Below are 22,133 nucleotides of genomic sequence, written 5' to 3'. Positions count from 1 at the left end.
CGTCATGTTCAAGCGAAACACCTTAGGCCTCGGTGGTGCCGCCCTGTGCGCCACCCTGCTGGTCAGCGGCTGTGCCAACCACATGTCACAGCGCAGCGAGCACGAAGAGCGGGTCGAGCGAAAATTGCTCGATCACAGCCTGCAGATTGATGTCGGCGAGCCTAAGGAGCTTGAGCTGCCGCAGCGACGCGTGAAGATCAACGAGCAGAAGACTTTCGAAGTCACCGAGTTCGAAGTCACTCGGCGTTACGACCGGTACACGCCTTACCAGCCCTGGCGGGAAATCTACGAGATTCCGCTGGGTGCCGTGGCGGTGGTCGGCGGCGTCGGCGCGAACGTGGTTAACGTATTCGCCCTCGGCAATCTGCCGGACAGCGTGACCAGAGACTGGCTGAGTTACGGTTTTGCCGGGCTCAACCCGTTCATGAACGTGCAGTCCAACGGCCGCGCGCAACAGAACCTGGCCGGCATCGATGAAGTCCAGCGCGACAAGCGCACGGAGTATTCGAGCCTGCCGTGGAGCGAGCGTCCGGTGCAGGTCAAGGCTGGCAAGCAGACCTTTGACATGACCACCGACCGTAACGGTGTGCTGCGTCTGAACCTGCTCGACAGTCCGTTTGCCGAAAATGATCTCAATCATGTCGGCAAATTGCAGATCAGCGTTGAAGACGCCAAGGATGACGTGCACTCGGACTCATCGCTGATGATCAGCAGTCATCTGCGTGGCAAGTTGCTGGAAGCGCACGGGCTGATTTACGACGACCTGGAAGACGACGAAGTGAGCCAGTGGGTACACCGGGTCAAACGCCTGTCGGAACTGGGTCTGGAAGAAGAAGCCAGCGAGCTGGAACAGAGCCTGATCGAACTGACGCGTAACGATCCTGAGTTGCAGGCTGAGTTTCTCAAGTCGCTGACCAGGGATGCCGGGCGTCTGGTGGCGGACCCAGGCCCGAATTAACAGCTAAAAGCTTCGCGAGCAGGCTCGCTCCCACAGGGTGGAATACATTCCAAATGTGGGAGCGAGCCTGCTCGCGAAGAGGCCCTGACACACACCGAAAAATTAACGCTCAAACAACTCCATCTGCTCAAACCCGCCGCGCAAATCCTCCAGCCTCACCCCAACCCCCAACAACCGCACCGGTTTCCCGCCGCGATTGAACGCCTGCGTCAGCATCAACTGATAACTGCCCAGGTCCCGCCCTGCCCCGGCCTGCTCCAGTGTCGTTTGGGTAAAGTCATGAAACTTCACTTTGACGAACGGCTTGCCCGGTCGATAACTGCTGTCGATCCGCGCCATGCGGGTTTTCAGGGTTTCCAGCAGCTCTGGCAATTTATCCAGGCAACTGCGCAGATCCGGCAGATCAACGTCGTAGGTATTTTCCACGCTGACCGACTGACGCCGACTGTCGTTGTGCACCAGCCGGTCATCGATCCCACGCGCCAGACTCCACAGTCGCTCGCCAAAACTGCCGAATTCGCGCACCAGCGCCAATTTGTCCCACTCGCGCAACTGCGAGCAATCAACGATGCCGAGCTTGCCCAGCTTGTCGGCGGTGACCTTGCCGACGCCGTGCAACTTGCTCACCGGCAAACCACTGACAAAGTCTTCGACCTGATCCGGCGTGATCACAAACAAACCGTTGGGCTTTTTCCAGTCGCTGGCGATTTTTGCCAGAAACTTGTTCGGCGCCACGCCCGCAGACACGGTGATGTGCAATTGATTGGAGACCCGCCGGCGAATGTCTTGGGCAATGCGTGTGGCACTGCCGCCGAAATGCGCGCTATCGGAAACATCCAGATAAGCCTCATCCAGCGACAGCGGTTCAATCAGGTCGGTGTAGTCGCTGAAGATCGTGTGTATTTCTTTCGACGCTTCGCGATAGGCGTCCATGCGCGGCTTGACGATGGTCAGGTCCGGGCACAGCTTCAAAGCATGTCCCGAAGCCATCGCCGAACGCACGCCATAGGCCCGCGCTTCATAATTGCAGGTGGCAATCACCCCGCGCCGGTCCGCCGAACCACCCACCGCCAACGGCTTGCCGGCCAGACGCGGGTCATCGCGCATCTCAATGGCGGCGTAGAAACAGTCGCAGTCAATGTGGATGATTTTTCGCTGAGTCATGTCAGAAAAGGAAACGTGGCGAACCGGATCGGCAGTATCTCACTGACACCTGTATATAGCACCAGTGGTATGAATGTTCTTTCCAGGCGGTAGGAAATGTCCTTTGAATTTATTTTCTCAATCGACGAGCGGCCGCCAATAGAGCTGAAAGCCTTGTCCTGCCTGACCTGTAGCGTGAAAAACACCCGGGGAAAAGCGCTAACCGATTGAACCTCAACAGTTTTTATCCAGATTGCGGGTTGACACCCCAGCGTTCCTCTGTAGAATGCCGACACACAGACGCGGGATGGAGCAGTCTGGTAGCTCGTCGGGCTCATAACCCGAAGGTCGTCGGTTCAAATCCGGCTCCCGCAACCAAACATCAAAAAAGGCTACTCGAAAGAGTGGCCTTTTTTGTGCGCGTCTGTTTTGTAGATTTCCTCTTCTTATAAAGAAGGATCGCCAAACAGGAATTCGTTGCATTTCCGAAACTTAACGCATCACCTGCGACCGTTTGACGCGATTGCACACTTATTTGACCCTTTACGGGATTAGCGGTTGACACCTCGCCGTTCGCCTGTAGAATGCCGCCACACAGACGCGGGATGGAGCAGTCTGGTAGCTCGTCGGGCTCATAACCCGAAGGTCGTCGGTTCAAATCCGGCTCCCGCAACCAAACATCAAAAAAGGCTACTCGAAAGAGTGGCCTTTTTTGTATCTGTTGAAAAAGTCCTTTCGCAACAATGATCTGTCACTGTGCAGTGAACCGCTTGGGATCTTCAGAAGTGCTGACTTGCGACTATGCTTGAGTCGCAGGCAAGGCCTCTGCAATCCAGGAACTGCCCTCGCCGATACCCGGTGAGAGGCGTAGTATTTTGTGATTATTTTTTTCTACAGGGATTGGTAACTTGGCTGGATACCTCCATCCTGTCGCGCACAATCCAAGAGGTGATTGATGCGCGCCAACTCGTCTGATCCACAAGACACCGTCACAGCGGAACATCCGATCAAACCCGAGCGTTTACGCTTGCTGGATCGGTTGAGCAAATACCGGCAACCGATCGGTCTGGCGGTCACTTTATTGCTGTTCGCCATTGCCCTGATTGCCTGTCGCCATCTGCTCGCAGAACTCGATCTCGATGCCCTGCACGACTCGATTCTCGACGTACCGAAACCCGCTCTGATCGGCGCCTTCGGTGCGACCGTGGTCGGCTTCATTATTCTGCTCGGCTACGAATGGTCGGCCAGCCGCTATGCCGGCGTGACCTTGCCGCCGCGCACATTGGCGCTGGGCGGATTCACCGCGTTTGCGATTGGCAATGCAATCGGTCTGTCGCTGCTGTCCGGCGGTTCGGTGCGCTACCGTTTATATGCACGACTGGGTCTGGGGGCGTCGGAAGTCGCGCACATGACCTTGTTCGCCAGCTTGTCGCTGGGCTGCGCCTTGCCGCCGCTGGCTGCTCTGGCGACGCTGAGTGACCTGCCCGCCGCTTCCCAGGCGCTAGGCCTCTCGGAAGGCCTGCTCGGCACTGTGGCCGTGACCGTGTTGCTGCTCGGCGCCATCCTGATGATCGGCATCTATCGCCGCCGTCTGCCGGAACAACCGTATCGTGACAACCTGCTGGTCAAGGCTGGCCGCCGCACCCTGCGTCTGCCGGGTCGCCGCCTGACTTTCCTGCAACTGGTGATCACCGCCCTCGACGTCGCGGCAGCCGCCACCGTGCTTTATCTGTTGCTGCCTGAGGCGCCGCCATTCGGCGCGTTCCTGCTGGTGTACCTGCTGGCCCTGGCCGCTGGCGTACTGAGCCATGTGCCGGGTGGCGTCGGTGTGTTCGAAGCTATTCTGCTGGCAGCGTTCGCCGACAAACTCGGCGCTGCGCCGCTGGCCGCTGCATTGCTGCTGTATCGCCTGATCTACGTGGTGCTGCCGCTGCTGGTGGCTTGCGTACTGCTACTGATCAACGAAGGCCAGCGCCTGTTCCAGACTCAGACCATGCGAGCGGCGTCCGGTCTGGCCGCGCCGATTCTGGCGGTGCTGGTGTTCCTTTCCGGTGTGGTGCTGCTGTTTTCAGGTGCCACGCCTGAAATCGATACGCGCCTGGAGCACATCGGTTTTCTGATCCCGCATCGCCTGGTCGACGCTTCGCACTTCGGCGCCAGCCTGATCGGCGTGCTGTGCCTGATGCTCGCTCAGGGTCTGCGCCGTCGCCTGTCGGCCGCGTGGATGCTGACCACCATTCTGTTGCTGGTCGGTGCCCTGCTCTCCCTGCTCAAAGGCTTCGACTGGGAAGAAGCCTGTTTGATGACCCTCACTGCCGCGTTGCTGGGTGTTTTCCGTCGTTCGTTCTATCGCCCGAGCCGTCTGACCGAACTGCCGTTCTCGCCGCTGTATCTGGTGGCCAGTCTGTGCGTGTTGGGCGCTTCGACGTGGCTGCTGCTGTTCGCCTATCAAGACGTGCCGTACAGCCATCAGTTGTGGTGGCAGTTCACTCTCGACGCCGACGCACCACGCGGCCTGCGCTCGCTGCTCGGCGCTGCCGTGCTGCTGCTGGTGATCGCCCTCACCTGGCTGCTGCGCACCGCGCGCCCGGTCATTCACCTGCCGACGCCTGACGAACTCGATCGTGCGGCGAAAATACTGATGGCGTCGTCACAACCCGACGGCGGCCTCGCCCTGACCGGTGACAAGGCGCTGTTGTTTCACCAGAACGACGAAGCGTTCCTGATGTACGCGCGCCGTGGCCGCAGTCTGGTGGCGCTGTACGACCCGATCGGCCCTGGCCAGCAACGCGCCGAGATGATCTGGCAGTTCCGCGACCTTTGCGATATTCACCACGCCCGCCCGGTGTTCTACCAGGTGCGCGCGGAGAACCTGCCGTACTACATGGACATCGGTCTGACCGCGATCAAACTGGGCGAAGAAGCCCGGGTCGACCTGCTTCGCTTTGACCTGGAAGCCAAGGGCAAAGAGATGAAGGACCTGCGTTACACCTGGAACCGAGGCACCCGCGACGGTCTGTCGCTGGAGATCCATGAGCCAGGCCAGGCGCCGATGGATGAGCTGAAAGTCATTTCCGATGCCTGGCTGACCGGCAAGAACGTGCGTGAGAAAGGCTTCTCCCTCGGCCGCTTCAGCGACGATTACCTGAAGCATTTCCGCATCGCGGTGATTCGCTTCGAAGGGCGCCCGGTGGCCTTCGCCAACCTGCTCGAGACTTACAGCCATGACCTGGCCAGTCTCGACCTGATGCGCGCTCACCCGGATGCGCCGAAGCTGACCATGGAATTCATGATGGTCGGCCTGATTCAACACTATAAGAGTCACGGATACGCGCGCTTCAGCCTGGGCATGGTGCCGTTGTCGGGGTTGCAACCCCGGCGTGGTGCACCGCTGACCCAGCGTCTGGGCTCGATGGTTTTCCGCCGTGGTGAGCAGCTGTACAACTTCCAAGGCTTGCGCCGCTTCAAAGACAAGTTCCAGCCTGACTGGGAACCCCGTTATATGGCCGTGCCCGCCGGACTCGATCCGCTGGTGGCGCTGGCCGACACTGCTGCCCTGATCGCGGGCGGCTTGACTGGATTGGTGAAACGCTGATGATTCAACGCTCCCTGAAGTACATCCTGGCCGCACTGATCGTGCTGGCCGTGATTGCCGGCGGCGGTTTCTGGTACCTCAAACGTCCGGCACCGGAACCGACACTCGAACCTATTACGGCGGCAGACGGCACCGTTTTGACCCGCGTCATCCCCGGCACCAAACCCAAGGCGCAGGTGCTGGTCGCGGTCAACGACGACCAGAAACTCTCTGAAAAACAACTGACCACCCTGAGCCGCAGCGCCTCGGCGCAAATCGTTCAGGTGATTCTGCCCAAGGACTGCCTGCTGCAAAGCCGCGCCCTGCAAACCGGTCTGCGCGAATTGAACGGCCCGGCGACACTCGTTAGCGGCATCGGCCCAGGCGCCGTGCTGGCCTGGCGCTGGTTGTCCGAGCAAAAGGACGACAAGGCTCAGGCCATCTCCGTCGACCTCGCGCTGGAAAAACCCGGCTGCACTCATCTGTTGCCGAAATCCGCCGCGCACGGCCACTGGCTGGTGGCATGGAACGACAACCCGGATGATGCCAGCGCGGGTTTTGTTCGCGATCAGCCGAACGCCGAAACCAGCATCAGCGACTACGACATCAACCTGCCGCAAGTGCTGAACAACGAACTGCGCAAAATCCTCGTCGGCGGCGACAAGGCCAACGGCGGTCTGGCGATCCCGGTGGTGGAAGTCCCGGCCGGTCAGGCCAAGGACACCGTGACCCTGTTCCTCTCCGGTGACGGCGGCTGGCGCGACCTCGATCGCGACGTCGCCGGTGAAATGGCCAAGATCGGCTACCCAGTCGTCGGCATCGACACCCTGCGTTACTACTGGCAGCACAAGAGCCCGGAGCAAAGCGCGCTGGACCTGACCGAACTGATGCAGCACTACCGGCAGAAATGGGGCACCAAGCGCTTCATCCTCACCGGTTACTCGTTCGGTGCCGACGTATTGCCAGCGATCTACAACCGCCTGCCGGACACCGAGCAGCAACGCGTCGACGCCATTATCCTGCTGGCCTTCGCCCGCACCGGCAGCTTCGAAATCGAAGTCGAAGGCTGGCTGGGTAACGCCGGCAAAGAAGCCGCCACCGGCCCGGAAATGGCCAAGCTGCCACCGGCCAAGGTTGTGTGCATCTATGGTGAAGAAGAGACTGATGAAAGCGGCTGCACGGACAAGACTGCGGTGGGTGAAGCGGTGAAACTGCCCGGCGGCCACCACTTCGACGAGAACTACCCGGCGCTGGCCAAGCGTCTGGTGGATCTGATCGAAAAGCGTCAGAGCAAGGACTCGGTCGCCGAAGAGTGATCTGAGCCGCGCCCACAAAAGCCCCCGCAACTTCGCAGTTGCGGGGGCTTTTTACATTCCAGCAGCCACGAAAATCCCCTGTGGGAGCGAGCCTGCTCGCGAAGCGGTGGGTCAGTTTACAGATTCGTCGACTGACACTACGCCTTCGCGAGCAGGCTCGCTCCTACAAGGGATGGCGCTGAATTCAGGCAACTCGTCAGTCTCGCTGGCCAAGCTGAACATCTATCCACGTGACATCATCGTCGCCAACGCTAAAGTCGCTATCCGGCACCGCCAACAAAGTGCTTTGCTGGGCTTGCGTCAAGTCCGCCCAAAAGCCATCAGTCACAAATACCAAGCGCTCAACAGCGTCCAGTGCACAACAAACAAAATCAGGGTTCGGAACCCGATTGATCTTCAAACATCGCGTTACCGAATTTCGTGCGGGGTCTTGTGCCAATTCACAGTGCGAACGATCGCGTCGCCAATTAGCCTTGCAGTGAGGTGGCGTAATCCACTCGATGGCTCCCGCCAGCGTCACAATCCCGCATGAACAGTCTCCCTCGTATGCAATGGTGAGTCGGCCATGAGCGAGCAAGCCAATCAGGTAACAGATGGCTCCCGTCTGATCAGCAGGCAACGACGCATGAAAATCCGCCAGTATTGAACCCAATAGACGCTCAACAGCTGCGGGCTCTGCAGGATAGCCTCCCTGCTCCATCTGTGTGGAATGAGCCGCCAACACGCCGTTTACGAAGCTTTCAGCCAGCTGTCCACTGCCGCGCCTCGAAGTGCCATCCGCGACAACAAAAATCCCACTGTCACCCTCACAGGTCGCTCCGGCATAGTCATCATTTGCCCTGCTGGCTTGCCCAGTGATTGATCGGGAGTGGTATCTCATGCGTTGGCCAACGCTTTCATACGCCTGTGAATAATCTGCCCTCTGCCTGGATTCGCCTGCACCGAGCCTGAACTTTCGATTACATAGCCAACCCCATCGAGCGCCATCAGCTTGTGGATTCCCTCTGTGATGAACGCCTTGAGGTCCTTGTCAGTCTGGCGCACCTCCTCCAACAGCTCAGGCCGACCATCGATCAAGATGATCATGTCCTCGACATCCTTGTGATAAGGATCGCCATTTCCCCGACCTGCGAAAGCTTCCAGTTTCGTCGCGAGAAAATACGTGGGCTGGAATATCTGGATGACAGTGCCGCTGGGCAGGGTGAATTTATCGGCCCTCGCCAGCCCCTCGACGAACCAGCGGTTGGCATAGCCGAGCACTGCAGGGTCGGAAGGCATGACATCCACGACAACGTCATTGAAGCGAAAACGACAATTGACCTCGTCCTCACCGGTGATCTTGAATCCCTTGGCCGCCAGCCGTTCGGTGAGTTGGTTCCAGGCGCTGACACCGGCCAACTCGATCACTAGATCAACGTCATCAGTGAAACGAATGTCGTCCAGCACGGCTGTATCTGTAACCAGCATGGCGGTTGTGCAACCGCCAACAAAAGCAACTTCGGCGAGAAACGCCTCGCCCAAGCCTTCAGCCACGAACTCAATGAGCTCGTAGTTGTGATCCGCGTTTGACGACATGTTATTTCAGCCCCATCCCTGCCTTCAGAATACTGATTGCCACACCACACTCACGCGGACCACCCAGACGGATTGCATCAGCGAGCGCCAGATAGTGGTAAAGGATCCGGTCTTTTTTCACCGCTTCCGGCACTGTTTTGTAAAGCGGCTCGATCGCTTGACCTCGCTCGGTTCCCTGCGCATCCGGCCAGACCGGAATCAAACCACCCGCACTCTTGATGCTTTTGGACAGCGCAGGCGCCGCAAAGCCTGTGGGTATGCCACGAACCATCGCGCCAGGCTTGACCGGGAAGAAGTACTTCAGTGCGTGCTCGATAATTTTCAGCAGCTCCCGGCGGTGCACTTTGGCAAGCCCGGTGTCGTAGTCATGGATGAGCAATCCGGATTCCCGGCATCGGGCGAGAGCATTTGAGACTTCGCTTTTGCTCAGTCCGAGAGAGGCAGACAGCGCACGCAGAGAGTACCGATCGCTCCAACTGGTCAGCGGTTGATCAGATGCTGGTTCCGCCCATCCCTCCCAGCCTGGCCCATCAGCGAAAGGCGAATCGAATTCGCGGCGCTGGAAGACTGTGTCTTCCCCATCAGTGGAATAGGTAACCAATGGCTTCCCCACACTCTCCCCTGCGGACATTCGGCTGACGACATAGGGCCTGAGCAGCTCTTCGACCCTGTCCGAATTCGATTCGACCTCCATCTCCCCCAAGAGATTCTCTTCCTGAGCGTGGAGACTGGCCATTTTGAACAAAAGTAAAATGTCTTGACTCTTCATTTAGCTCAAAACCTCAAGTGTCCACATTCCATAAAACGTGGACACTTGTCTCACTGACGAGGTCGGGTCGTCAAGCCCTTGGGTCGATCACTAATCGCTGCATACCTTGCCCGCATATCTTCATGGCTGATTGCTTGGGCCAGATCAAAGATGAGCAATCGTTCACTGGCCTTCTTTTCGAGCCGAAGGTCCTTCGGTTCATCCTGTGATTCTTGTTGCGCTGATGCTGTCATACGTACCTGAATGCTTTGCACACGTCGGTTCGTGTCAGACGTTTAGTATCGTTTACTTCCAGTCTCGCAATATCGGATGACGTCCACAGACCTTGTAGGCAAACTCCGAAACTCTTGTTGGGACGCTGTGCCGCTCTATTGCGCTGTTTTTTGACGGGATACTCTCCGGACGTCGCTGACCCATTCAGCGATCGGGCTTGGTAACCCGGTGGAATAAGGCGCAACAGCGCACCCGACACGACTCAGGCGTATTACACGTCTGTACCCCAGTGTTATGGCAGCTGTGCGTGGGACGCTTTCGGGCGTGCCGGTTTCCTTGATTCCCCGGTTTACCAACCTGCGCACAGCTGCCACCCATTCGCTTGGTATCGGATGCGGCAGCTCTCGAAATCAAGGGAACTGACAATGAACCATCCATCAGATCTTAAAACCATCGGCTTCACCCCCTTCCTCTACAACTCGGATCAAGCGTTCTTCAACGTCCGCTCCGGCATCCCGATCCTCAATGCCTTGTCGCAATCCTCCGACCTGCTATCCCTCGCCAAATCCTTCGCCGAGGACGCGGACTTCATCAAAGACACCGACCGCCATGCCTGGGCTGCGCATTACCTGACGGTGATGGGCAAGGCCTTGATTGATGACGTGATTCAGGCGTTGATGCCACGACCTGCGCGGACGAAGACCGAATCTGAAATCGATCTGCCTGAACGCACCACTTAACCCTGTGGAAGCTAGCCTGCTAGCGATTGCGGTGGATCTGGTAAAGATGTGCTGTCTGACACTCAGCCATCGCTAGCAGGCTAGCTCCCACAGGGGATTTGTGGTGGGTTTGAAGTTTATGTGCATGCACAAAAAAGCCCCCGCCAGCCACAAGGCCGACGGGGGCTTTTCAGTTGAGGCGCAGGCTTACATCTCCACCTGCGTCCCCAGCTCAATCACCCGGTTCAACGGCAAATTAAAGAACCTCAAGTTCCCATTGGCATTCTTCAACATGAACGCAAACAACGCCTCACGCCAACGCGCCATGCCCTCAAGTTTCGAGGCAATTACCGTTTCGCGGCTGAGGAAGTACGTGGTGCGCATCGGGCTGAAGTCCAGATCATCCAGATGACACAGCTTCAGCGCCTGCGGCACATCCGGCTCGTCGGTGAAGCCGAAGTGCAGGATCACCCGGAAGAACCCCTCCCCGTGCGCTTCCACTTCGAAGCGGCGCGATGGCGGTACGCGCGGGATGTCTTCGTAGACCACCGTCAGCAGCACCACCTGCTCGTGCAGCACCTGGTTGTGCAGCAGGTTGTGCAACAGCGCATGCGGCACGGCGTCGGAGCGCGCGGTGAGGAACACCGCGGTGCCCTGCACGCGATGCGGTGGTTGCACGCGGATGCTGCTGATAAAGATCGGTAGAGGCAGCGCGCCTTCGTCGAGGCGTTCGACCAGCAGTTGTTTGCCGCGTTTCCAGGTGGTCATCAGCACAAACAGCGCGATACCGGCGATCACCGGGAAGGCGCCGCCCTGAACGATCTTCGGCACGTTGGCAGCGAAGTACAGACCGTCCACCAGCAGGAAGCCGATCAGCACCGGCACCGCGAGGATCGGTGGCCATTTCCACAGCAGCAGCATTACCGCCGACACCAGAATGGTGGTCATCAGCATGGTGCCCGTCACCGCCACACCGTAGGCCGAGGCCAAGGCGCCGGAGGATTCGAAGCCCAGCACCAGCAGCACAACGCCAACCATCAGCGCCCAGTTCACCGCGCCGATGTAGATCTGGCCCTGCTCATCGCTGGAGGTGTGCTGGATGTACATGCGCGGGATGTATCCGAGCTGGATCGCCTGACGGGTCAGGGAGAACGCACCGGAAATCACCGCTTGCGAGGCGATCACCGTGGCCAGCGTCGACAAGCCGACCAGCGGAATCAATGCCCAACTCGGTGCCAGCAGATAGAACGGGTTACGCGCCGCCTCAGGGTTTTCCAGGAGCAAGGCGCCCTGACCGAAGTAGTTAAGCACCAGCGCCGGCAACACCAGGATGAACCACGCGCGGGCAATTGGCTTGCGACCGAAGTGGCCCATGTCGGCGTACAGCGCTTCGGCACCGGTCAGCGCCAGCACTACGGCACCGAGAATCGCTACGCCCATACCCGGATGAACGACGAAGAAATTCACCGCCCATATCGGGTTCATCGCATGCAGCACTTCTGGTGCGTGGCTGATGCCATACACACCGAGGGCGCCAAGGACGAGGAACCAGGTGACCATGATCGGCCCGAACAGGATGCCGATTCGCGCGGTGCCATGGCTCTGGATCAGGAACAACCCGACCAGCACCACCAGCGACAGCGGCACGACCCAATGGTCGATGCCATCGAATGCCAGCCCCAGACCTTCAATCGCCGACAACACGGAAATCGCCGGGGTGATCATGCTATCGCCATAAAACAGCGCCGCGCCGATCAGTCCGCACACCACCAGCAACGACCGCAACTTCTTGCGATGCCCTGCCGCCCGCCGTGCCAGCGCCGTGAGCGCCATGATGCCGCCCTCGCCCTGGTTGTCCGCGCGCAGCACGAACATCATGTATTTGATCGACACGACCCAGATCAGCGACCAGAAGATCAACGACAGAATGCCCAGCACGCCGTCGTGGTTGACCGGTACGCCGTAACCGCCGGAAAACACTTCTTTAAGGGTGTACAATGGGCTCGTGCCGATGTCGCCGTAAACTACCCCGACCGCCGCGACCAGCATGCTCAGCGGCTTGGAGGCCGAACCCTCGGCGCCTGCCGCATGACTACTTGCCTGACCCATCCAACACTCCTGATTTTAGAACCGGCTTCTTTGAATGAAGCACTATGCTTTGTGGTGCAGCATGCGCTGTTTTACCTGTTGTTACAGACGTTTTGTTGACTGTAAAAAATTGGTAAAGCTCAACGGCGCGAAGCATAGCGCAGCACTCGTCGTATTTCCCGGCATAAAGCTGGTCAAGTGCGCTCCTCGCCGCTAGAATTGCGCACTTTTTGATCAGAGGCGCGCCCTAAGCGCCCGTCCGTCGGCTTTCGCACCAAGAAAGCGATGTCACAAAATACCGAGGTTAGACATGTCCACCACTCCTGCGCCGGCCAATCCAAAGGTTGGCTTTGTATCTCTGGGTTGCCCTTAAGATAGTCAAAATAATTACCTTTGAGATACCAAAAAAGGCCATGAGCGATGCGATTGTTCGCATCACTCAGGGCCTTTTTCGCTCTCAGTCAATCAACAACGGCAGCGCGTGCGCAAAATGCCACCATTCAAACCGTGATGTTAGTGAGGTTACCATCCTGCCCTGCAATGACATGGAACAGGGAAATCAGCACTGATTACAGGAATTGTCCTACAGCCAGCGCTTGTGCTTCCCGTGAACGTCATTCTGTCCCAGCCTCAGGCTGGGAACATACAAGGACGAAAAAGGACGCTGCATGAGCGGTTATGTACCCAACCCGCCGAAAGGCTATCGCTATAGCGGCGGCGAGCCTGTCGATACCCACGCCCAGCGTTGGGCGGAATACAAAGACCTGGCACCGGAACCAGAAGTCAAGCCGGACAGCTTAGGCTGTGTGTTTGCCAAGAGCTGTAACCTTCCTGACGGTGTAATCAACCACAAGAACCCAGCCGGATTTGTGCCCGTTGAGAAACTGGCCGACTACGGATTGTGGGCAGTGCTGGCCACCGGGGCAGCGATTACCGTCCAAGGCACTCCACTACAACTGGTGGGCGGGTCTGCCACTGGCAGTGCAATTGCTCAACGCCTCGGCGGATCGCTATCACTGGGTCTGCTGAAGGGATCAAGCGTTGTTGGTGCGGGCCTCGTAACGGGCTTCGTAGGGATGCTGATACCGAACACCAGCATTTCCCCAGACAGCGCCTTCTACAAGAACGATCAATACGCAACGCTTGAAACTGGCCGCACCCGTGTGCGTGTTAACGTGAAGACGCTGCCGGATAGCTCCGTTAACGCTTATGGCTTCTACACGGGCGGTAAGCCGGATTGGGAAAACGTCCCGGTCATCAAGGGCGATAAAGTCGGTGAGACATATGTTGCTGACATCGGCAACGGGATTGGGCTCACTTGGACGCCAGCGGCAAGTGGTGACGGTGTACTGGGTATTCCAGCCCTGGAAGGCGCCCCACAATTGCCCCCCGCGTGGGTGTATCCGCCGACGGCACAATCTGACACGGTGCTGGCGAACCCTGCCCATCCACCTGAGTTCCAAGATGCAATTATCTGGTTCCCCGACTCGGGCATTGAGCCAATCTACATCGTGCTCAGTACGCAGTTGGAGAAGAACAAGGAAAAGGGAAAGGCCTTCGAGGACCAAAAGGAACGCGAGCTACGGGAAAACACACCCGAAGTGGGCCGAGAAGTGACAGCCAAGACCAAAAGCGGAGTACGCACCAGGTTCGATATGCTAGGGCGAGACGCTGAAGGCAACATTTCCTGCATCGAATGCAAATCGTCTGAAACAGCACCTCTGACTCGCAACCAAAAACTTGCGTATCCAGAGATCGAAGAAAGCGGTGCAATCGTTGTAGGTAAAGGGAAACCCGGCTTTCCCGGGGGCACCGTAATCCCACCAACCAAAGTCGAAATTGTTCGACCAAAACCCTGAGGGAGCAGACATGTCCATTACAAATCCACAGGTAATAGATATTTGGGCGATTCCGACCTGGGAACCCGACAACGTGGTGTTGTATATCTCTGACCACCTTGAATGGGGCGGCAAAGCTGAGCAAGGCGAACACCTGCAGCTGCTTCAAGACAAGCTCAACACCTACGTTGCGTTCATCGAAAGCGGCGAGATCTACACCGAGATACCCAATGCACTTGGGAAGCACCCCATCATTCGCATCAACGGTCTGTATGAGCTGCCAGAGCAAGGCGAGTTTTTCATTGATCGCGCTGCTGAGGTGTTAAAAGAAGTGGGTATTGGATTAGAGTTCGTGCTCGACGAGAACGACGCGATACGCAACATGTGACCGATAACATTGCCAGTAGTGGAACCCGTTGCCTGGGAGCAGAGCATGGTGTCCGCCTCTGCGCCGTGTAGGTCCGCAGTTATGAATAGGCGAGGGCTATAGACAGGGGTTCGAACCCGACCTCTAACTCCTCCGCCACCCTCGCCCGTCAAGGAACCATTCGTCACCATGGCGCATCTTCGCTTGAAGACCAGCCAAAATAGACTGTATAAATAACCAGCGAAAATTAGGATTAGCTACGTGATCGAACGCTGAGCGGGCGTCCAGTGTTCGAGATCTACAGAGGCGTACCGACAGCCAATTCGATTGAGGTAATGCGCCGCACTATCAAGTGTTTTAAAGCGCCGAATATGGCCTCGCTTTGCCTGCAAAGCACATTTCGTTAAGCCGGAGCCCACAAGCACAACAAAGGAATCCTGTTCAGCTGAAATAGTGACATCAACCTGAGCCCCCACGCCGAGCATTTCCCTGAGGGATTCACCTTTTATCATGCCTTCAATAGCCATCGCGCCAACCCTCACAGGTTGTAAGCTTATGCCAACTCCTCAAATAAACCAAGACGGGAGCCCAAAAACGCAAAAACGGGCTCCACTATTGTCGAAAACGAGCTTAACTGCTAATGTTAGCAGCATGAGTATTAATAGCAAAGCCTGTAGAAATCATCCTTCAGGCCAGGGGCAATACGTATGACGCTACGAGTAGCTTCCTTTTTCGCAGGCATTGGCGGGTTCGATCTCGGCTTCGAGCGCGCCGGTATGGAAGTCGTCTGGCAATGCGAGGTTGAACCGTTTTGTCAGAAAATCCTTGCGCAGCATTGGCCACATGTTCCGTTGGCAAAAGACATTACAAAGGTGACAGCAGATGAAATCCCAGATGCAGATGTTTGGGTCGGAGGATTCCCTTGCCAAGACGTCTCCCTCGCCCGAATGGGTCCCAGAAGCGGCCTCCGAGGAAAAAAATCGGGACTCTTCTACGACTATGCAAAGCTTATTGAAAGCCGCCGCCCCTCTGTTGTCGTTATCGAAAACGTATCAGGTCTCCTCTCTTCCCACGAAGGACGCGACTTCGGAATCGTCATTCAAACGCTGGCCGAACTCGGGTATGGCGTGGCATGGAGAGTGCTTAACAGCCGCTACTTCGGAGTCCCCCAGTCTCGTCAAAGAGTCTTTATTGTTGCCACTTATAGAGACCCAGGACTTGCCGGAGAAATACTTTTTGAGCCCCAATGCAGCGAAGGGAGCGATTCGACGAGCAGACCAAATGGGCAGAAGCCTATTTCCCCCTTTAAGACAAGCTATGGAGATCCTGTCAACGGGCCCATCGTCCAAGGAATAGCGTACTGCTTGTATGCTTGCTCAGCGCGTCATACAGGAACGGATTGGAGTCGCACCTACGTATCCTATCCCGCGGGCCGAGTACGACGTCTTACGCCACTGGAGTCGGAGCGAATTCAAGGCTTCCCCGACAACTGGACATTGCCGCTCGACAACGACGATGATTCAGACAGGATTGAATCAAAGCGTTATCACGCAGCAGGCAACGCAGTCACAGTGAATGTAGTGGAATGGCTTGGTAACCGGGTACGGAGCGCAGTAGAACGCAAGCAGACCTCAAACTTGAAGCCTGCTACAAAGCGCTCAAAAATCGACCCGCATGTCCTCGTAGAGCTGACTTAGTAATTTCGGACTAGGCCATTCTAATTTGTTAGCTGGTAGCCGGGACAAGGGAATTGGACCGGCAACTGCTTCAAAGCTTTGCATTACCACAGGAGAGTCAGCAAATGCGATTTTTGCCAACTCTGTTATGACGACCTCGTAGCCAATCCCGTCAAACCTCAACGCCAACAAATACTGATCAAATGCCCAGTGATGCAATTTACAAAGGCATAATCCATTAACAACAACATCTGCCTCATACTGCGACCAAGGGATAATGTGAGCAGCATCGACACCAGCTATTCGAACACTTTCTGACGTCGGAAGTTTTAGGCCGCAGAATAAACAACCCGAATCATAAGCCCGTCTTACATCTCTCCTAAATTGCGTAGATGCTGGCCCACGATCTTTTTGAAGGCGCCATCGATCAGCAACCCTCCTGCGGATTTCAATGTCTGTCGGATCGATTTCATCAAGAGGAGGAGCTTCAACCATCGGTTGTGATCGCAGCATATCGAGCAACAATGGAACGGGATCTTCCCCGGAGATAAGGACTGCATCACTGTCCTTAGCCGCTTCTTCAGTCGCCCTAATCACATCAAGCACAAGGCGCTCAGTAACGCTACTGATAACGCTGCCTGTCTGGATATTTGCATGATGCGCTCGCAAAGCTTGCGCTACGCGAGGCGGAAGGCTACCGACCTTCTGGTAAAGGTGCATAATCTGAGAGATTCGATTTGAAAAATCGATCTCTTGACTCACGCTGTCATTTACACAGTCGATTCCACCAAGCTTGAGAATTACCTGGTCATCAAGGACCAATACAGACTTAATCTCAACGCTCGAGAGAATATAACGCTCAGCGATAATTACTGGCTGACCACCAAGTAATTGGCTTTCTTCTCGTATAGACTTCGGCATTAGTAGCAATGCCTCAAGCTGTCTCTGAATATGTATGCCGGTATTACTGAGACGGCGTAATCGTGGCTTACCTCCTTGTTTTTTTAACGCAATATTTGTAGGTATTTTGCCAAGTTCCGGCCCGGCATCAATCACAAGCTGTTTTCCTACTAGCATAGTGGTGCTGTAGCCATCAACGGCACCAGCCAACTCGTACTCGCCGCGACCATTACTGGAACGCTTGTGGATTTTCATTTAGCAATCTCATTGGCATCAGCGAATAAATCGCTTATGCCAATTCCAAGCCCTTCCGAAAGCGCATGAAGAACTGTCACAGTGGGATTTCGCACTCCTCGCTCTATACCGCTCACATATGTGCGATCTAGATTGGACCGCGCACCAAGCTCCTCCTGAGACCAACCTTTTGCTAAGCGAAGGGCTCTGACGCGCGTACCAAGCGATATGCAAATTTCGTTATCATTCATCCTGTGACTTTCATTCAAATGATGACGATCGGTCTACGGACGATGAGTCACACCCTCCCCTGCCGACACCGCTCCTTTTTTGGTCACTAAGCTGCGTGGATAGACTTTCAAGCTGGTGGGTTTCCGAGCGGGGAAAATGGCCGGATCCATTTTCAGCAGGTGACAGTGAGCGCGGACACGCTATCGAAGTATCCTTTGTCCGTACCGGAATACATTCACCCACCTTTAGTGATTAATCGCCGGAATACTACATTCCAAAAAGACCGCTAAATGCGCCCGGCTCCCAGTTCATGATCACCAACTCACCGCTGACCTCGGCTTTTCCCTGACGCTGATTGGTCGTGGTGTAGCGGATATCCAAGGTTTCAAAGTGGAAGCCCTCGAACACACGACGGATATCCGGATGGTCGTTGATACTCACCATCACCTTGCCTTTGCAACGGCGCATGAAATCGGCCATCCGCTCATAGTTTTCGAACGGAAAGTCCACGCCATAACCGGCAGTCTGCCAGTAAGGCGGATCCATGTAATGGAAGGTGTGGGCGCGGTCGTAACGTTCCGCGCAGTCAAGCCAAGGGAGATTTTCGATGTAGGTGCCGGACAAGCGCTGCCACGCGGCGGAGAGGTTTTCCTCGATCCGCAGGAGGTTGATGGCCGGGGCAGTCGTCGCCGTACCGAACGTCTGACCCGAGACCTTGCCAGCGAAGGCGTGGTGCTGAAGGTAGAAGAATCGGGCGGCGCGCTGGATGTCGGTGAGGGTTTCAGGGCGGGTCATTTTCTGCCATTCGAACACCTGCCGCGAGCTGAGCGCCCATTTGAACTGGCGCACGAACTCTTCGAGGTGGTTCTGCACGACGCGGTAAAGCGTGACCAGGTCGCCGTTGATGTCGTTGAGGACTTCGACCGGCGATGGCTGCGGCTTCATGAAGTAGAGTGCGGCACCGCCGGCAAAGACTTCAACGTAGCATTCGTGTGGCGGAAAAAGCGGAATGAGGCGGTCGGCCAGGCGGCGTTTGCCGCCCATCCAAGGGATGATGGGTGTAGACATGAAAGCAAGACCTTTACTGTATGGATAAACAGATGCTAGGCTCGCCGCGCTTTGTGCACGGAGCAAGAGCCTTGGCTGGACTTGCAGGGACCATCTGCAGGGACGGCGGTCGATCCGGATGTTGACGCATCCGGACCGGCCGCTCTTTTTCACTTCGGTGTTGAGACTTCTTGGGCGTATTCCTGACAGGCCGCGAGGGCAATTAGCCCCCGGTCGCCGTCATCGGTGACGCCGATAATTCGTTGAGCATGCGCTGGGTCAAGTTCGGCTCTTGTGGGGCCATGAACCACGCCGCCGGTGGCGGTGGTGGCTGACACCGATCCGTTGCCGGCGCCGGTGGTGGCGTCGAGTAGGACTGACAAGCGCAGATCAGCAGTGGCAAGGCGGTCGCGCAGGCGACCTTGATCACGTTGGACATCGCTCAAGGCTCGGTAATGGGTTTGTTCACTGGTTGCCAAGCGCTGCTCGAGCGCGAGGCGTTTATCCTGTTCGGCACGCTGCTGAGCGGCCGAAGCAAGGGTTATCTGATTGAGCGTTTCGGTGTGGAGTCGGGCCTGCTCTGCGAGATGTTTGCCGTAGCGCCAATCCTGTAATTGCCAGGCGATGGCGGCGGAAGCACCGGCTAAAACGGCCAGCAGCACACCTTTGGCCACCAGTCGATACGGCGTCGGGATCAGTTCGCCGAGACGCATAGCACCGCCCTCGCCCGCCCCCACAACTCCAGCCGATCCTGTAGGCCGTTGAGGCCACCGTTGATCCTGCGGGTGATCGTGTTGAACTCGTTTTGATCTGCCAGTGCGTTCAGCCCATTCACGGACCAGAACCACGCGGCCGATTCAGCGGCCCACTGCGGCAGCTCCAGTAGCTCAGGGGTGCGCAGCAATCGCTCGTCGCCGAACAGCGCCAAGCTGCAGCGTAGATAATTGTCGTGACCGGTGACCTGGATCAGACCGCGACCGCGATAGCGCTGGCCATCACCATCCGCTGCCGGGGTGTTGCCCAGTTTCGCAGCCAGGTTGCCGGTGTCGTATTTGCTCAGGTACTGCTCGCCGCCCAGTTCCCGTACATACTGCAGCTGACCCGACTCGTGACCGACTTGCGCCAGAAACGCGGCTTGCCGTTTCGGCGTGTTGATCTGCCGGTGGGCCATGGCTGCGTTGAGGGCGGATACAAAAACGCCCGCTTGGCGGCGGGCGTTGGGCATGATGCTTTGCAGCTGTTGTTCAGTGATGGACATACAAACTCCAGACGTAAAAAAACCGCACTCAGGCGGCGATGGGATGCGGCTACTGCTTCTCGATGTTCACCACCTTGAGTGGTGGTTTCGGCCCTTTCTTTTTCTTGCCCTTGGATTTACCGGCTTTACCGGCATTGCATTCGACCGTGGTGGACCAGCCAGACTGGGTGAACACCTGCTCGACCGAATCCGCCAAGTATTCGCCATCAAGCCCGACCTTGAACCCCTGAGCGATGATGGGACGCTCGGCGAAGATGTCCGTTCGGCCGGGCATCTCAAGCCGAACATCGGCGGTCGAGCGGTTGAACGCTGACAGACGGGCCTTGGCCGCCGCTTCAGCAGCGGTCTTGTTTGGATAGATATGGCGGTCGGTATGCACTGCCGGCAGGCCATCCGGAGCGTCATCATTGTCGATGGTGACCACCGCGAGCTTGCCGTTCTTCTTGTCCTGATGCTTGGTCGCGACCGCCTTGTGTGAGTTGCGATCACCGAGACTGAATTGCCAACGGCTGAGGTCACGTCGAGTCAGGGTAATGGCGCCGAACGTCTTACCGCTGGCTGTCTGGCCACCCTGACGCGGCATCACCAACAGCTTGCTGTCGGCGACCTTGGCTGTGCAGTCGTACTGCTTGGCCAGACGGGTGATGAAGTTAAAATCGGACTCGTTAAGCTGGTCGACCCGGGCGACCTTAGTCGACACCGGGCACACCGGCTGCCAGCCATTGCGCGCGGCGATGTCGGCCACAATCTTCGACAGCGGCACGTCTTCCCAGCTTCCGCTTCGGATGGTCTTGCCACTGCCACGCATGTCGCTGGCCTTGCCCTTGATCACGATGGTATCCGGTGGGCCTGACACCTCGACCGTGTCCACGGTGTAACTGCCCATTCGCGCCAAGGTCGTTTCGGCATAGCCCAGGTAAATCTCGATTGAGCTGCCGCGTCGTGGCAATTGCACTTGCCCGTCACGGTCATCGATGCGCAGTTCAAACTCGTCGGACTCCATGCCCGGCTTGTCAGAGGTGCGCAGTTGCAACAGCCGATCATTGATCTTGGCCGTGACATCGGCCCCATCGGCGACGATTCGAAACATCGGTGTCATGGATTTTTCCCAATAAAAAGCCCGCACAGGGCGGGTCAGAAAACAACGTGTCGTAACGCATAACGCGGCGGCCCGTGAGTGACGACATCGCCCGGGATCAATCCCACAAGCTGACGCCCTCACTGGTCGGACTCGGCAGATCCGGCAGGACGATGATCACGCCCAATCGGAACGGTTGAGGCTCATCGGCTAGCCCCTGATTGGCATCGAGTACAGCCTCGACGCTGCCATTCAGATGGCCGTAAACGTTGTTGCAAATGACATCGAGCATGTCGCCATCAGACGTCCTGCATGTCGTCGCCATAGCGCTCAAACTCCAAAGTGAAGCCCTGTTTGCGGGGAATCCCGCCGTGCAAAAACGCGCCCTGTTCATCGTTGATCGTCTTCAGGCACCACGTCCCGATCACCTCGCCATAGCCCGTGGTCAGGGTCAGCGGTTGAAGCCTGGCCCCGATGGAACGCAGCGTGTCGAGCTGCTTTAAACCGCCCTTGAAGCCCGGGTAGATCGTGCCCTTGAGCGTCAACTTTTCATCGCCCATACCGATGCCCTGCTTCGCCGGCCTACGCGTCAAACGCTCCTGCGAAGCCCAGCGGAATTCGGTCGAACGGCTCAGCTCGTCGAAAGCTGCCGTGTCCAGGTTGAAGTAATACGGCTCAATCTTCGGATCGCGCGGCTGAATGATCATCAGGTGGGGGAACGGCTTTACCGCCTCCGGCGCCGGCGTAGCCTCACCGGCAAAGGAACTGGTGGGCAAGATGTTGGCCAGTGACGGACTGACCTTGCCGGCGACGTTGTTGATTGCCGTGGCCGTCTTGCCCGCCTGCTCCTTCAACGTGCCCAGCCGATCCTGCACTTCAGCCGCCGCCCGGGTGGCGCGCCCGTACACCGCCACCACCTGACCGACCTTGGCCTGAGCCGCGTCGACGCCACGCATCACTCGATGAAGTTTGGCGCCGATGGCCGGACCAACAAACGGGATGTTTTCCAGTTCGGATGCGGCGCCGGTCAGTTCGCGGATCGCGCCATTGACCGGGGACAGCATGCCATCCGCGCTACGCCGCCCGGTTTCAGCCGCATCCACCAGATACTTCAGACTTGATTGCATCTGCTCCATGTAAGCCATGAAA

Annotated in this window: 21 protein-coding genes and 2 tRNA genes; 9 read left to right on the top strand and 14 right to left on the bottom strand. The window is 57.3% G+C overall.

Annotated features, from left to right (window positions below; all coding sequences use genetic code 11):
• The first annotated feature begins 4 nt into the window (after nucleotides 1-4).
• Nucleotides 5-958 (top strand): hypothetical protein, encoded by a 954-nt coding sequence (locus ATI02_RS22665; protein ID WP_100847429.1) that lies wholly within the window; start codon nucleotides 5-7, stop codon nucleotides 956-958.
• 102 nt (nucleotides 959-1,060) lie between these two features.
• On the opposite strand, the gene dinB is transcribed toward ATI02_RS22665, so the two are convergent.
• The gene (gene dinB, locus ATI02_RS22660) at nucleotides 1,061-2,122 is read right to left on the bottom strand and encodes a DNA polymerase IV (protein WP_100847428.1); all 1,062 of its coding nucleotides are present in this window, start codon (nucleotides 2,120-2,122) and stop codon (nucleotides 1,061-1,063) included.
• A 280-nt stretch (nucleotides 2,123-2,402) separates the two neighbouring features.
• Here dinB and ATI02_RS22650 point away from each other — a divergent pair.
• The 4 genes from ATI02_RS22650 (at nucleotide 2,403) to ATI02_RS22635 (ending at nucleotide 6,991) form a co-directional block, all read left to right on the top strand.
• A tRNA-Met gene (locus tag ATI02_RS22650) sits at nucleotides 2,403-2,479 on the top strand.
• A gap of 221 nt (nucleotides 2,480-2,700) precedes the next feature.
• A tRNA-Met gene (locus ATI02_RS22645) sits at nucleotides 2,701-2,777 on the top strand.
• Nucleotides 2,778-3,056: 279 nt separating this feature from the next.
• A complete protein-coding gene (mprF, locus tag ATI02_RS22640; protein ID WP_100847427.1) occupies nucleotides 3,057-5,696 on the top strand; it encodes a bifunctional lysylphosphatidylglycerol flippase/synthetase MprF in 2,640 nt (879 codons plus the stop codon).
• On the top strand, nucleotides 5,696-6,991 hold the full coding sequence (locus ATI02_RS22635) for a virulence factor family protein (RefSeq protein WP_100847426.1): 1,296 nt from the start codon (nucleotides 5,696-5,698) through the stop codon (nucleotides 6,989-6,991). The genes mprF and ATI02_RS22635 overlap by 1 nt, the downstream gene beginning before the upstream one ends.
• A gap of 196 nt (nucleotides 6,992-7,187) precedes the next feature.
• Here the strand turns inward: ATI02_RS22635 and ATI02_RS22630 are convergent, their stop codons facing one another.
• Genes ATI02_RS22630 through ATI02_RS22620 form a run of 3 tightly spaced genes read right to left on the bottom strand, consistent with a single transcriptional unit; the run spans nucleotide 7,188 to nucleotide 9,335 of the window.
• Nucleotides 7,188-7,871, bottom strand: coding sequence for a serine/threonine protein phosphatase (locus ATI02_RS22630; protein WP_095188912.1), 684 nt, complete (start codon nucleotides 7,869-7,871; stop codon nucleotides 7,188-7,190).
• Nucleotides 7,868-8,566, bottom strand: coding sequence for a hypothetical protein (locus tag ATI02_RS22625; RefSeq protein ID WP_095188911.1), 699 nt, complete (start codon nucleotides 8,564-8,566; stop codon nucleotides 7,868-7,870). The genes ATI02_RS22630 and ATI02_RS22625 overlap by 4 nt, the downstream gene beginning before the upstream one ends.
• Nucleotide 8,567: 1 nt before the next feature.
• Complete coding sequence (locus ATI02_RS22620; RefSeq protein ID WP_100847425.1) at nucleotides 8,568-9,335, bottom strand: MarR family transcriptional regulator; 768 nt, start codon at nucleotides 9,333-9,335, stop codon at nucleotides 8,568-8,570.
• Nucleotides 9,336-9,973: 638 nt separating this feature from the next.
• On the opposite strand from ATI02_RS22620, the gene ATI02_RS22610 reads away from it, so the two are divergent.
• Nucleotides 9,974-10,288, top strand: coding sequence for a DUF3077 domain-containing protein (locus tag ATI02_RS22610; RefSeq protein ID WP_100847423.1), 315 nt, complete (start codon nucleotides 9,974-9,976; stop codon nucleotides 10,286-10,288).
• A gap of 186 nt (nucleotides 10,289-10,474) precedes the next feature.
• Here the strand turns inward: ATI02_RS22610 and ATI02_RS22605 are convergent, their stop codons facing one another.
• A complete protein-coding gene (locus ATI02_RS22605; protein ID WP_420875224.1) occupies nucleotides 10,475-12,316 on the bottom strand; it encodes a potassium transporter Kup in 1,842 nt (613 codons plus the stop codon).
• A gap of 707 nt (nucleotides 12,317-13,023) precedes the next feature.
• On the opposite strand from ATI02_RS22605, the gene ATI02_RS22600 reads away from it, so the two are divergent.
• Together ATI02_RS22600 and ATI02_RS22595 are read left to right on the top strand one after the other, a co-directional pair.
• Nucleotides 13,024-14,214 (top strand): S-type pyocin domain-containing protein, encoded by a 1,191-nt coding sequence (locus ATI02_RS22600; protein ID WP_100847421.1) that lies wholly within the window; start codon nucleotides 13,024-13,026, stop codon nucleotides 14,212-14,214.
• A gap of 10 nt (nucleotides 14,215-14,224) precedes the next feature.
• A complete protein-coding gene (locus ATI02_RS22595) occupies nucleotides 14,225-14,581 on the top strand; it encodes a DUF6572 domain-containing protein (protein WP_010462328.1) in 357 nt (118 codons plus the stop codon).
• 236 nt (nucleotides 14,582-14,817) lie between these two features.
• On the opposite strand, the gene ATI02_RS32115 is transcribed toward ATI02_RS22595, so the two are convergent.
• Entirely contained in the window at nucleotides 14,818-15,087 is a 270-nt protein-coding gene (locus ATI02_RS32115; RefSeq protein WP_146166082.1) for a ParC-related protein, read from the bottom strand.
• 180 nt (nucleotides 15,088-15,267) lie between these two features.
• Here ATI02_RS32115 and ATI02_RS22590 point away from each other — a divergent pair, with 180 nt between their 5' ends.
• Nucleotides 15,268-16,257 carry a DNA cytosine methyltransferase gene (locus ATI02_RS22590; RefSeq protein WP_100847420.1) on the top strand — a complete coding sequence of 330 codons (990 nt, stop codon included), beginning with the start codon at nucleotides 15,268-15,270 and terminating at the stop codon, nucleotides 16,255-16,257.
• Here ATI02_RS22590 and ATI02_RS22585 read toward each other — a convergent pair.
• From ATI02_RS22585 to ATI02_RS22550, 8 genes are all read right to left on the bottom strand, one after another.
• On the bottom strand, nucleotides 16,219-17,391 hold the full coding sequence (locus tag ATI02_RS22585; RefSeq protein ID WP_100847419.1) for an HNH endonuclease: 1,173 nt from the start codon (nucleotides 17,389-17,391) through the stop codon (nucleotides 16,219-16,221). The genes ATI02_RS22590 and ATI02_RS22585 overlap by 39 nt on opposite strands.
• On the bottom strand, nucleotides 17,388-17,621 hold the full coding sequence (locus ATI02_RS33350; protein WP_192886535.1) for a helix-turn-helix domain-containing protein: 234 nt from the start codon (nucleotides 17,619-17,621) through the stop codon (nucleotides 17,388-17,390). The genes ATI02_RS22585 and ATI02_RS33350 overlap by 4 nt, the downstream gene beginning before the upstream one ends.
• A 247-nt stretch (nucleotides 17,622-17,868) precedes the next feature.
• Nucleotides 17,869-18,669, bottom strand: a complete 801-nt coding sequence (locus tag ATI02_RS22575) for a DNA adenine methylase (RefSeq protein WP_100847417.1) — start codon at nucleotides 18,667-18,669, stop codon at nucleotides 17,869-17,871.
• Between the two features lie 149 nt (nucleotides 18,670-18,818).
• Complete coding sequence (locus ATI02_RS22570; protein WP_100847416.1) at nucleotides 18,819-19,361, bottom strand: lysis system spanin subunit; 543 nt, start codon at nucleotides 19,359-19,361, stop codon at nucleotides 18,819-18,821.
• Nucleotides 19,343-19,906: a glycoside hydrolase family 19 protein gene (locus ATI02_RS22565; protein ID WP_100847415.1), complete on the bottom strand. Its 564-nt coding sequence runs from the start codon at nucleotides 19,904-19,906 to the stop codon at nucleotides 19,343-19,345. Before ATI02_RS22565 ends, ATI02_RS22570 begins: the two co-directional genes overlap by 19 nt.
• Nucleotides 19,907-19,955: 49 nt before the next feature.
• Nucleotides 19,956-21,005: a phage late control D family protein gene (locus tag ATI02_RS22560; RefSeq protein WP_100847414.1), complete on the bottom strand. Its 1,050-nt coding sequence runs from the start codon at nucleotides 21,003-21,005 to the stop codon at nucleotides 19,956-19,958.
• A gap of 97 nt (nucleotides 21,006-21,102) precedes the next feature.
• The gene (locus tag ATI02_RS22555) at nucleotides 21,103-21,309 is read right to left on the bottom strand and encodes a tail protein X (RefSeq protein WP_100847413.1); all 207 of its coding nucleotides are present in this window, start codon (nucleotides 21,307-21,309) and stop codon (nucleotides 21,103-21,105) included.
• Nucleotides 21,284-22,129, bottom strand: a complete 846-nt coding sequence (locus ATI02_RS22550) for a phage tail protein (protein ID WP_100847412.1) — start codon at nucleotides 22,127-22,129, stop codon at nucleotides 21,284-21,286. The genes ATI02_RS22555 and ATI02_RS22550 overlap by 26 nt, the downstream gene beginning before the upstream one ends.
• Nucleotides 22,130-22,133: the final 4 nt, after the last annotated feature.

Origin of the sequence: Pseudomonas baetica (genome assembly GCF_002813455.1) — a bacterium.
Taxonomy (GTDB): Bacteria; Pseudomonadota; Gammaproteobacteria; order Pseudomonadales; family Pseudomonadaceae; genus Aquipseudomonas; species Aquipseudomonas baetica.
This window is presented reverse-complemented; position numbering and strand designations above follow the sequence as displayed.

What these genes read in the sequence shown, in the direction of transcription:
- ATI02_RS22565 (WP_100847415.1), bottom strand. Translation starts at nt 19,906, where the DNA reads ATGTCCATCACTGAACAACAGCTGCAAAGCATCATGCCCAACGCCCGC.
- ATI02_RS22600 (WP_100847421.1), top strand. Translation starts at nt 13,024, where the DNA reads ATGAGCGGTTATGTACCCAACCCGCCGAAAGGCTATCGCTATAGCGGC.
- ATI02_RS33350 (WP_192886535.1), bottom strand. Translation starts at nt 17,621, where the DNA reads ATGAATGATAACGAAATTTGCATATCGCTTGGTACGCGCGTCAGAGCC.
- ATI02_RS32115 (WP_146166082.1), bottom strand. Translation starts at nt 15,087, where the DNA reads ATGGCTATTGAAGGCATGATAAAAGGTGAATCCCTCAGGGAAATGCTC.
- mprF (WP_100847427.1), top strand. Translation starts at nt 3,057, where the DNA reads ATGCGCGCCAACTCGTCTGATCCACAAGACACCGTCACAGCGGAACAT.
- ATI02_RS22560 (WP_100847414.1), bottom strand. Translation starts at nt 21,005, where the DNA reads ATGACACCGATGTTTCGAATCGTCGCCGATGGGGCCGATGTCACGGCC.
- ATI02_RS22625 (WP_095188911.1), bottom strand. Translation starts at nt 8,566, where the DNA reads ATGTCGTCAAACGCGGATCACAACTACGAGCTCATTGAGTTCGTGGCT.
- ATI02_RS22610 (WP_100847423.1), top strand. Translation starts at nt 9,974, where the DNA reads ATGAACCATCCATCAGATCTTAAAACCATCGGCTTCACCCCCTTCCTC.
- ATI02_RS22635 (WP_100847426.1), top strand. Translation starts at nt 5,696, where the DNA reads ATGATTCAACGCTCCCTGAAGTACATCCTGGCCGCACTGATCGTGCTG.
- ATI02_RS22550 (WP_100847412.1), bottom strand. Translation starts at nt 22,129, where the DNA reads ATGGCTTACATGGAGCAGATGCAATCAAGTCTGAAGTATCTGGTGGAT.
- ATI02_RS22590 (WP_100847420.1), top strand. Translation starts at nt 15,268, where the DNA reads ATGACGCTACGAGTAGCTTCCTTTTTCGCAGGCATTGGCGGGTTCGAT.
- ATI02_RS22570 (WP_100847416.1), bottom strand. Translation starts at nt 19,361, where the DNA reads ATGCGTCTCGGCGAACTGATCCCGACGCCGTATCGACTGGTGGCCAAA.
- ATI02_RS22665 (WP_100847429.1), top strand. Translation starts at nt 5, where the DNA reads ATGTTCAAGCGAAACACCTTAGGCCTCGGTGGTGCCGCCCTGTGCGCC.
- ATI02_RS22585 (WP_100847419.1), bottom strand. Translation starts at nt 17,391, where the DNA reads ATGAAAATCCACAAGCGTTCCAGTAATGGTCGCGGCGAGTACGAGTTG.
- ATI02_RS22620 (WP_100847425.1), bottom strand. Translation starts at nt 9,335, where the DNA reads ATGAAGAGTCAAGACATTTTACTTTTGTTCAAAATGGCCAGTCTCCAC.
- ATI02_RS22595 (WP_010462328.1), top strand. Translation starts at nt 14,225, where the DNA reads ATGTCCATTACAAATCCACAGGTAATAGATATTTGGGCGATTCCGACC.
- ATI02_RS22555 (WP_100847413.1), bottom strand. Translation starts at nt 21,309, where the DNA reads ATGGCGACGACATGCAGGACGTCTGATGGCGACATGCTCGATGTCATT.
- ATI02_RS22575 (WP_100847417.1), bottom strand. Translation starts at nt 18,669, where the DNA reads ATGTCTACACCCATCATCCCTTGGATGGGCGGCAAACGCCGCCTGGCC.
- dinB (WP_100847428.1), bottom strand. Translation starts at nt 2,122, where the DNA reads ATGACTCAGCGAAAAATCATCCACATTGACTGCGACTGTTTCTACGCC.
- ATI02_RS22630 (WP_095188912.1), bottom strand. Translation starts at nt 7,871, where the DNA reads ATGAGATACCACTCCCGATCAATCACTGGGCAAGCCAGCAGGGCAAAT.
- ATI02_RS22605 (WP_420875224.1), bottom strand. Translation starts at nt 12,316, where the DNA reads ATGCTGGTCGCGGCGGTCGGGGTAGTTTACGGCGACATCGGCACGAGC.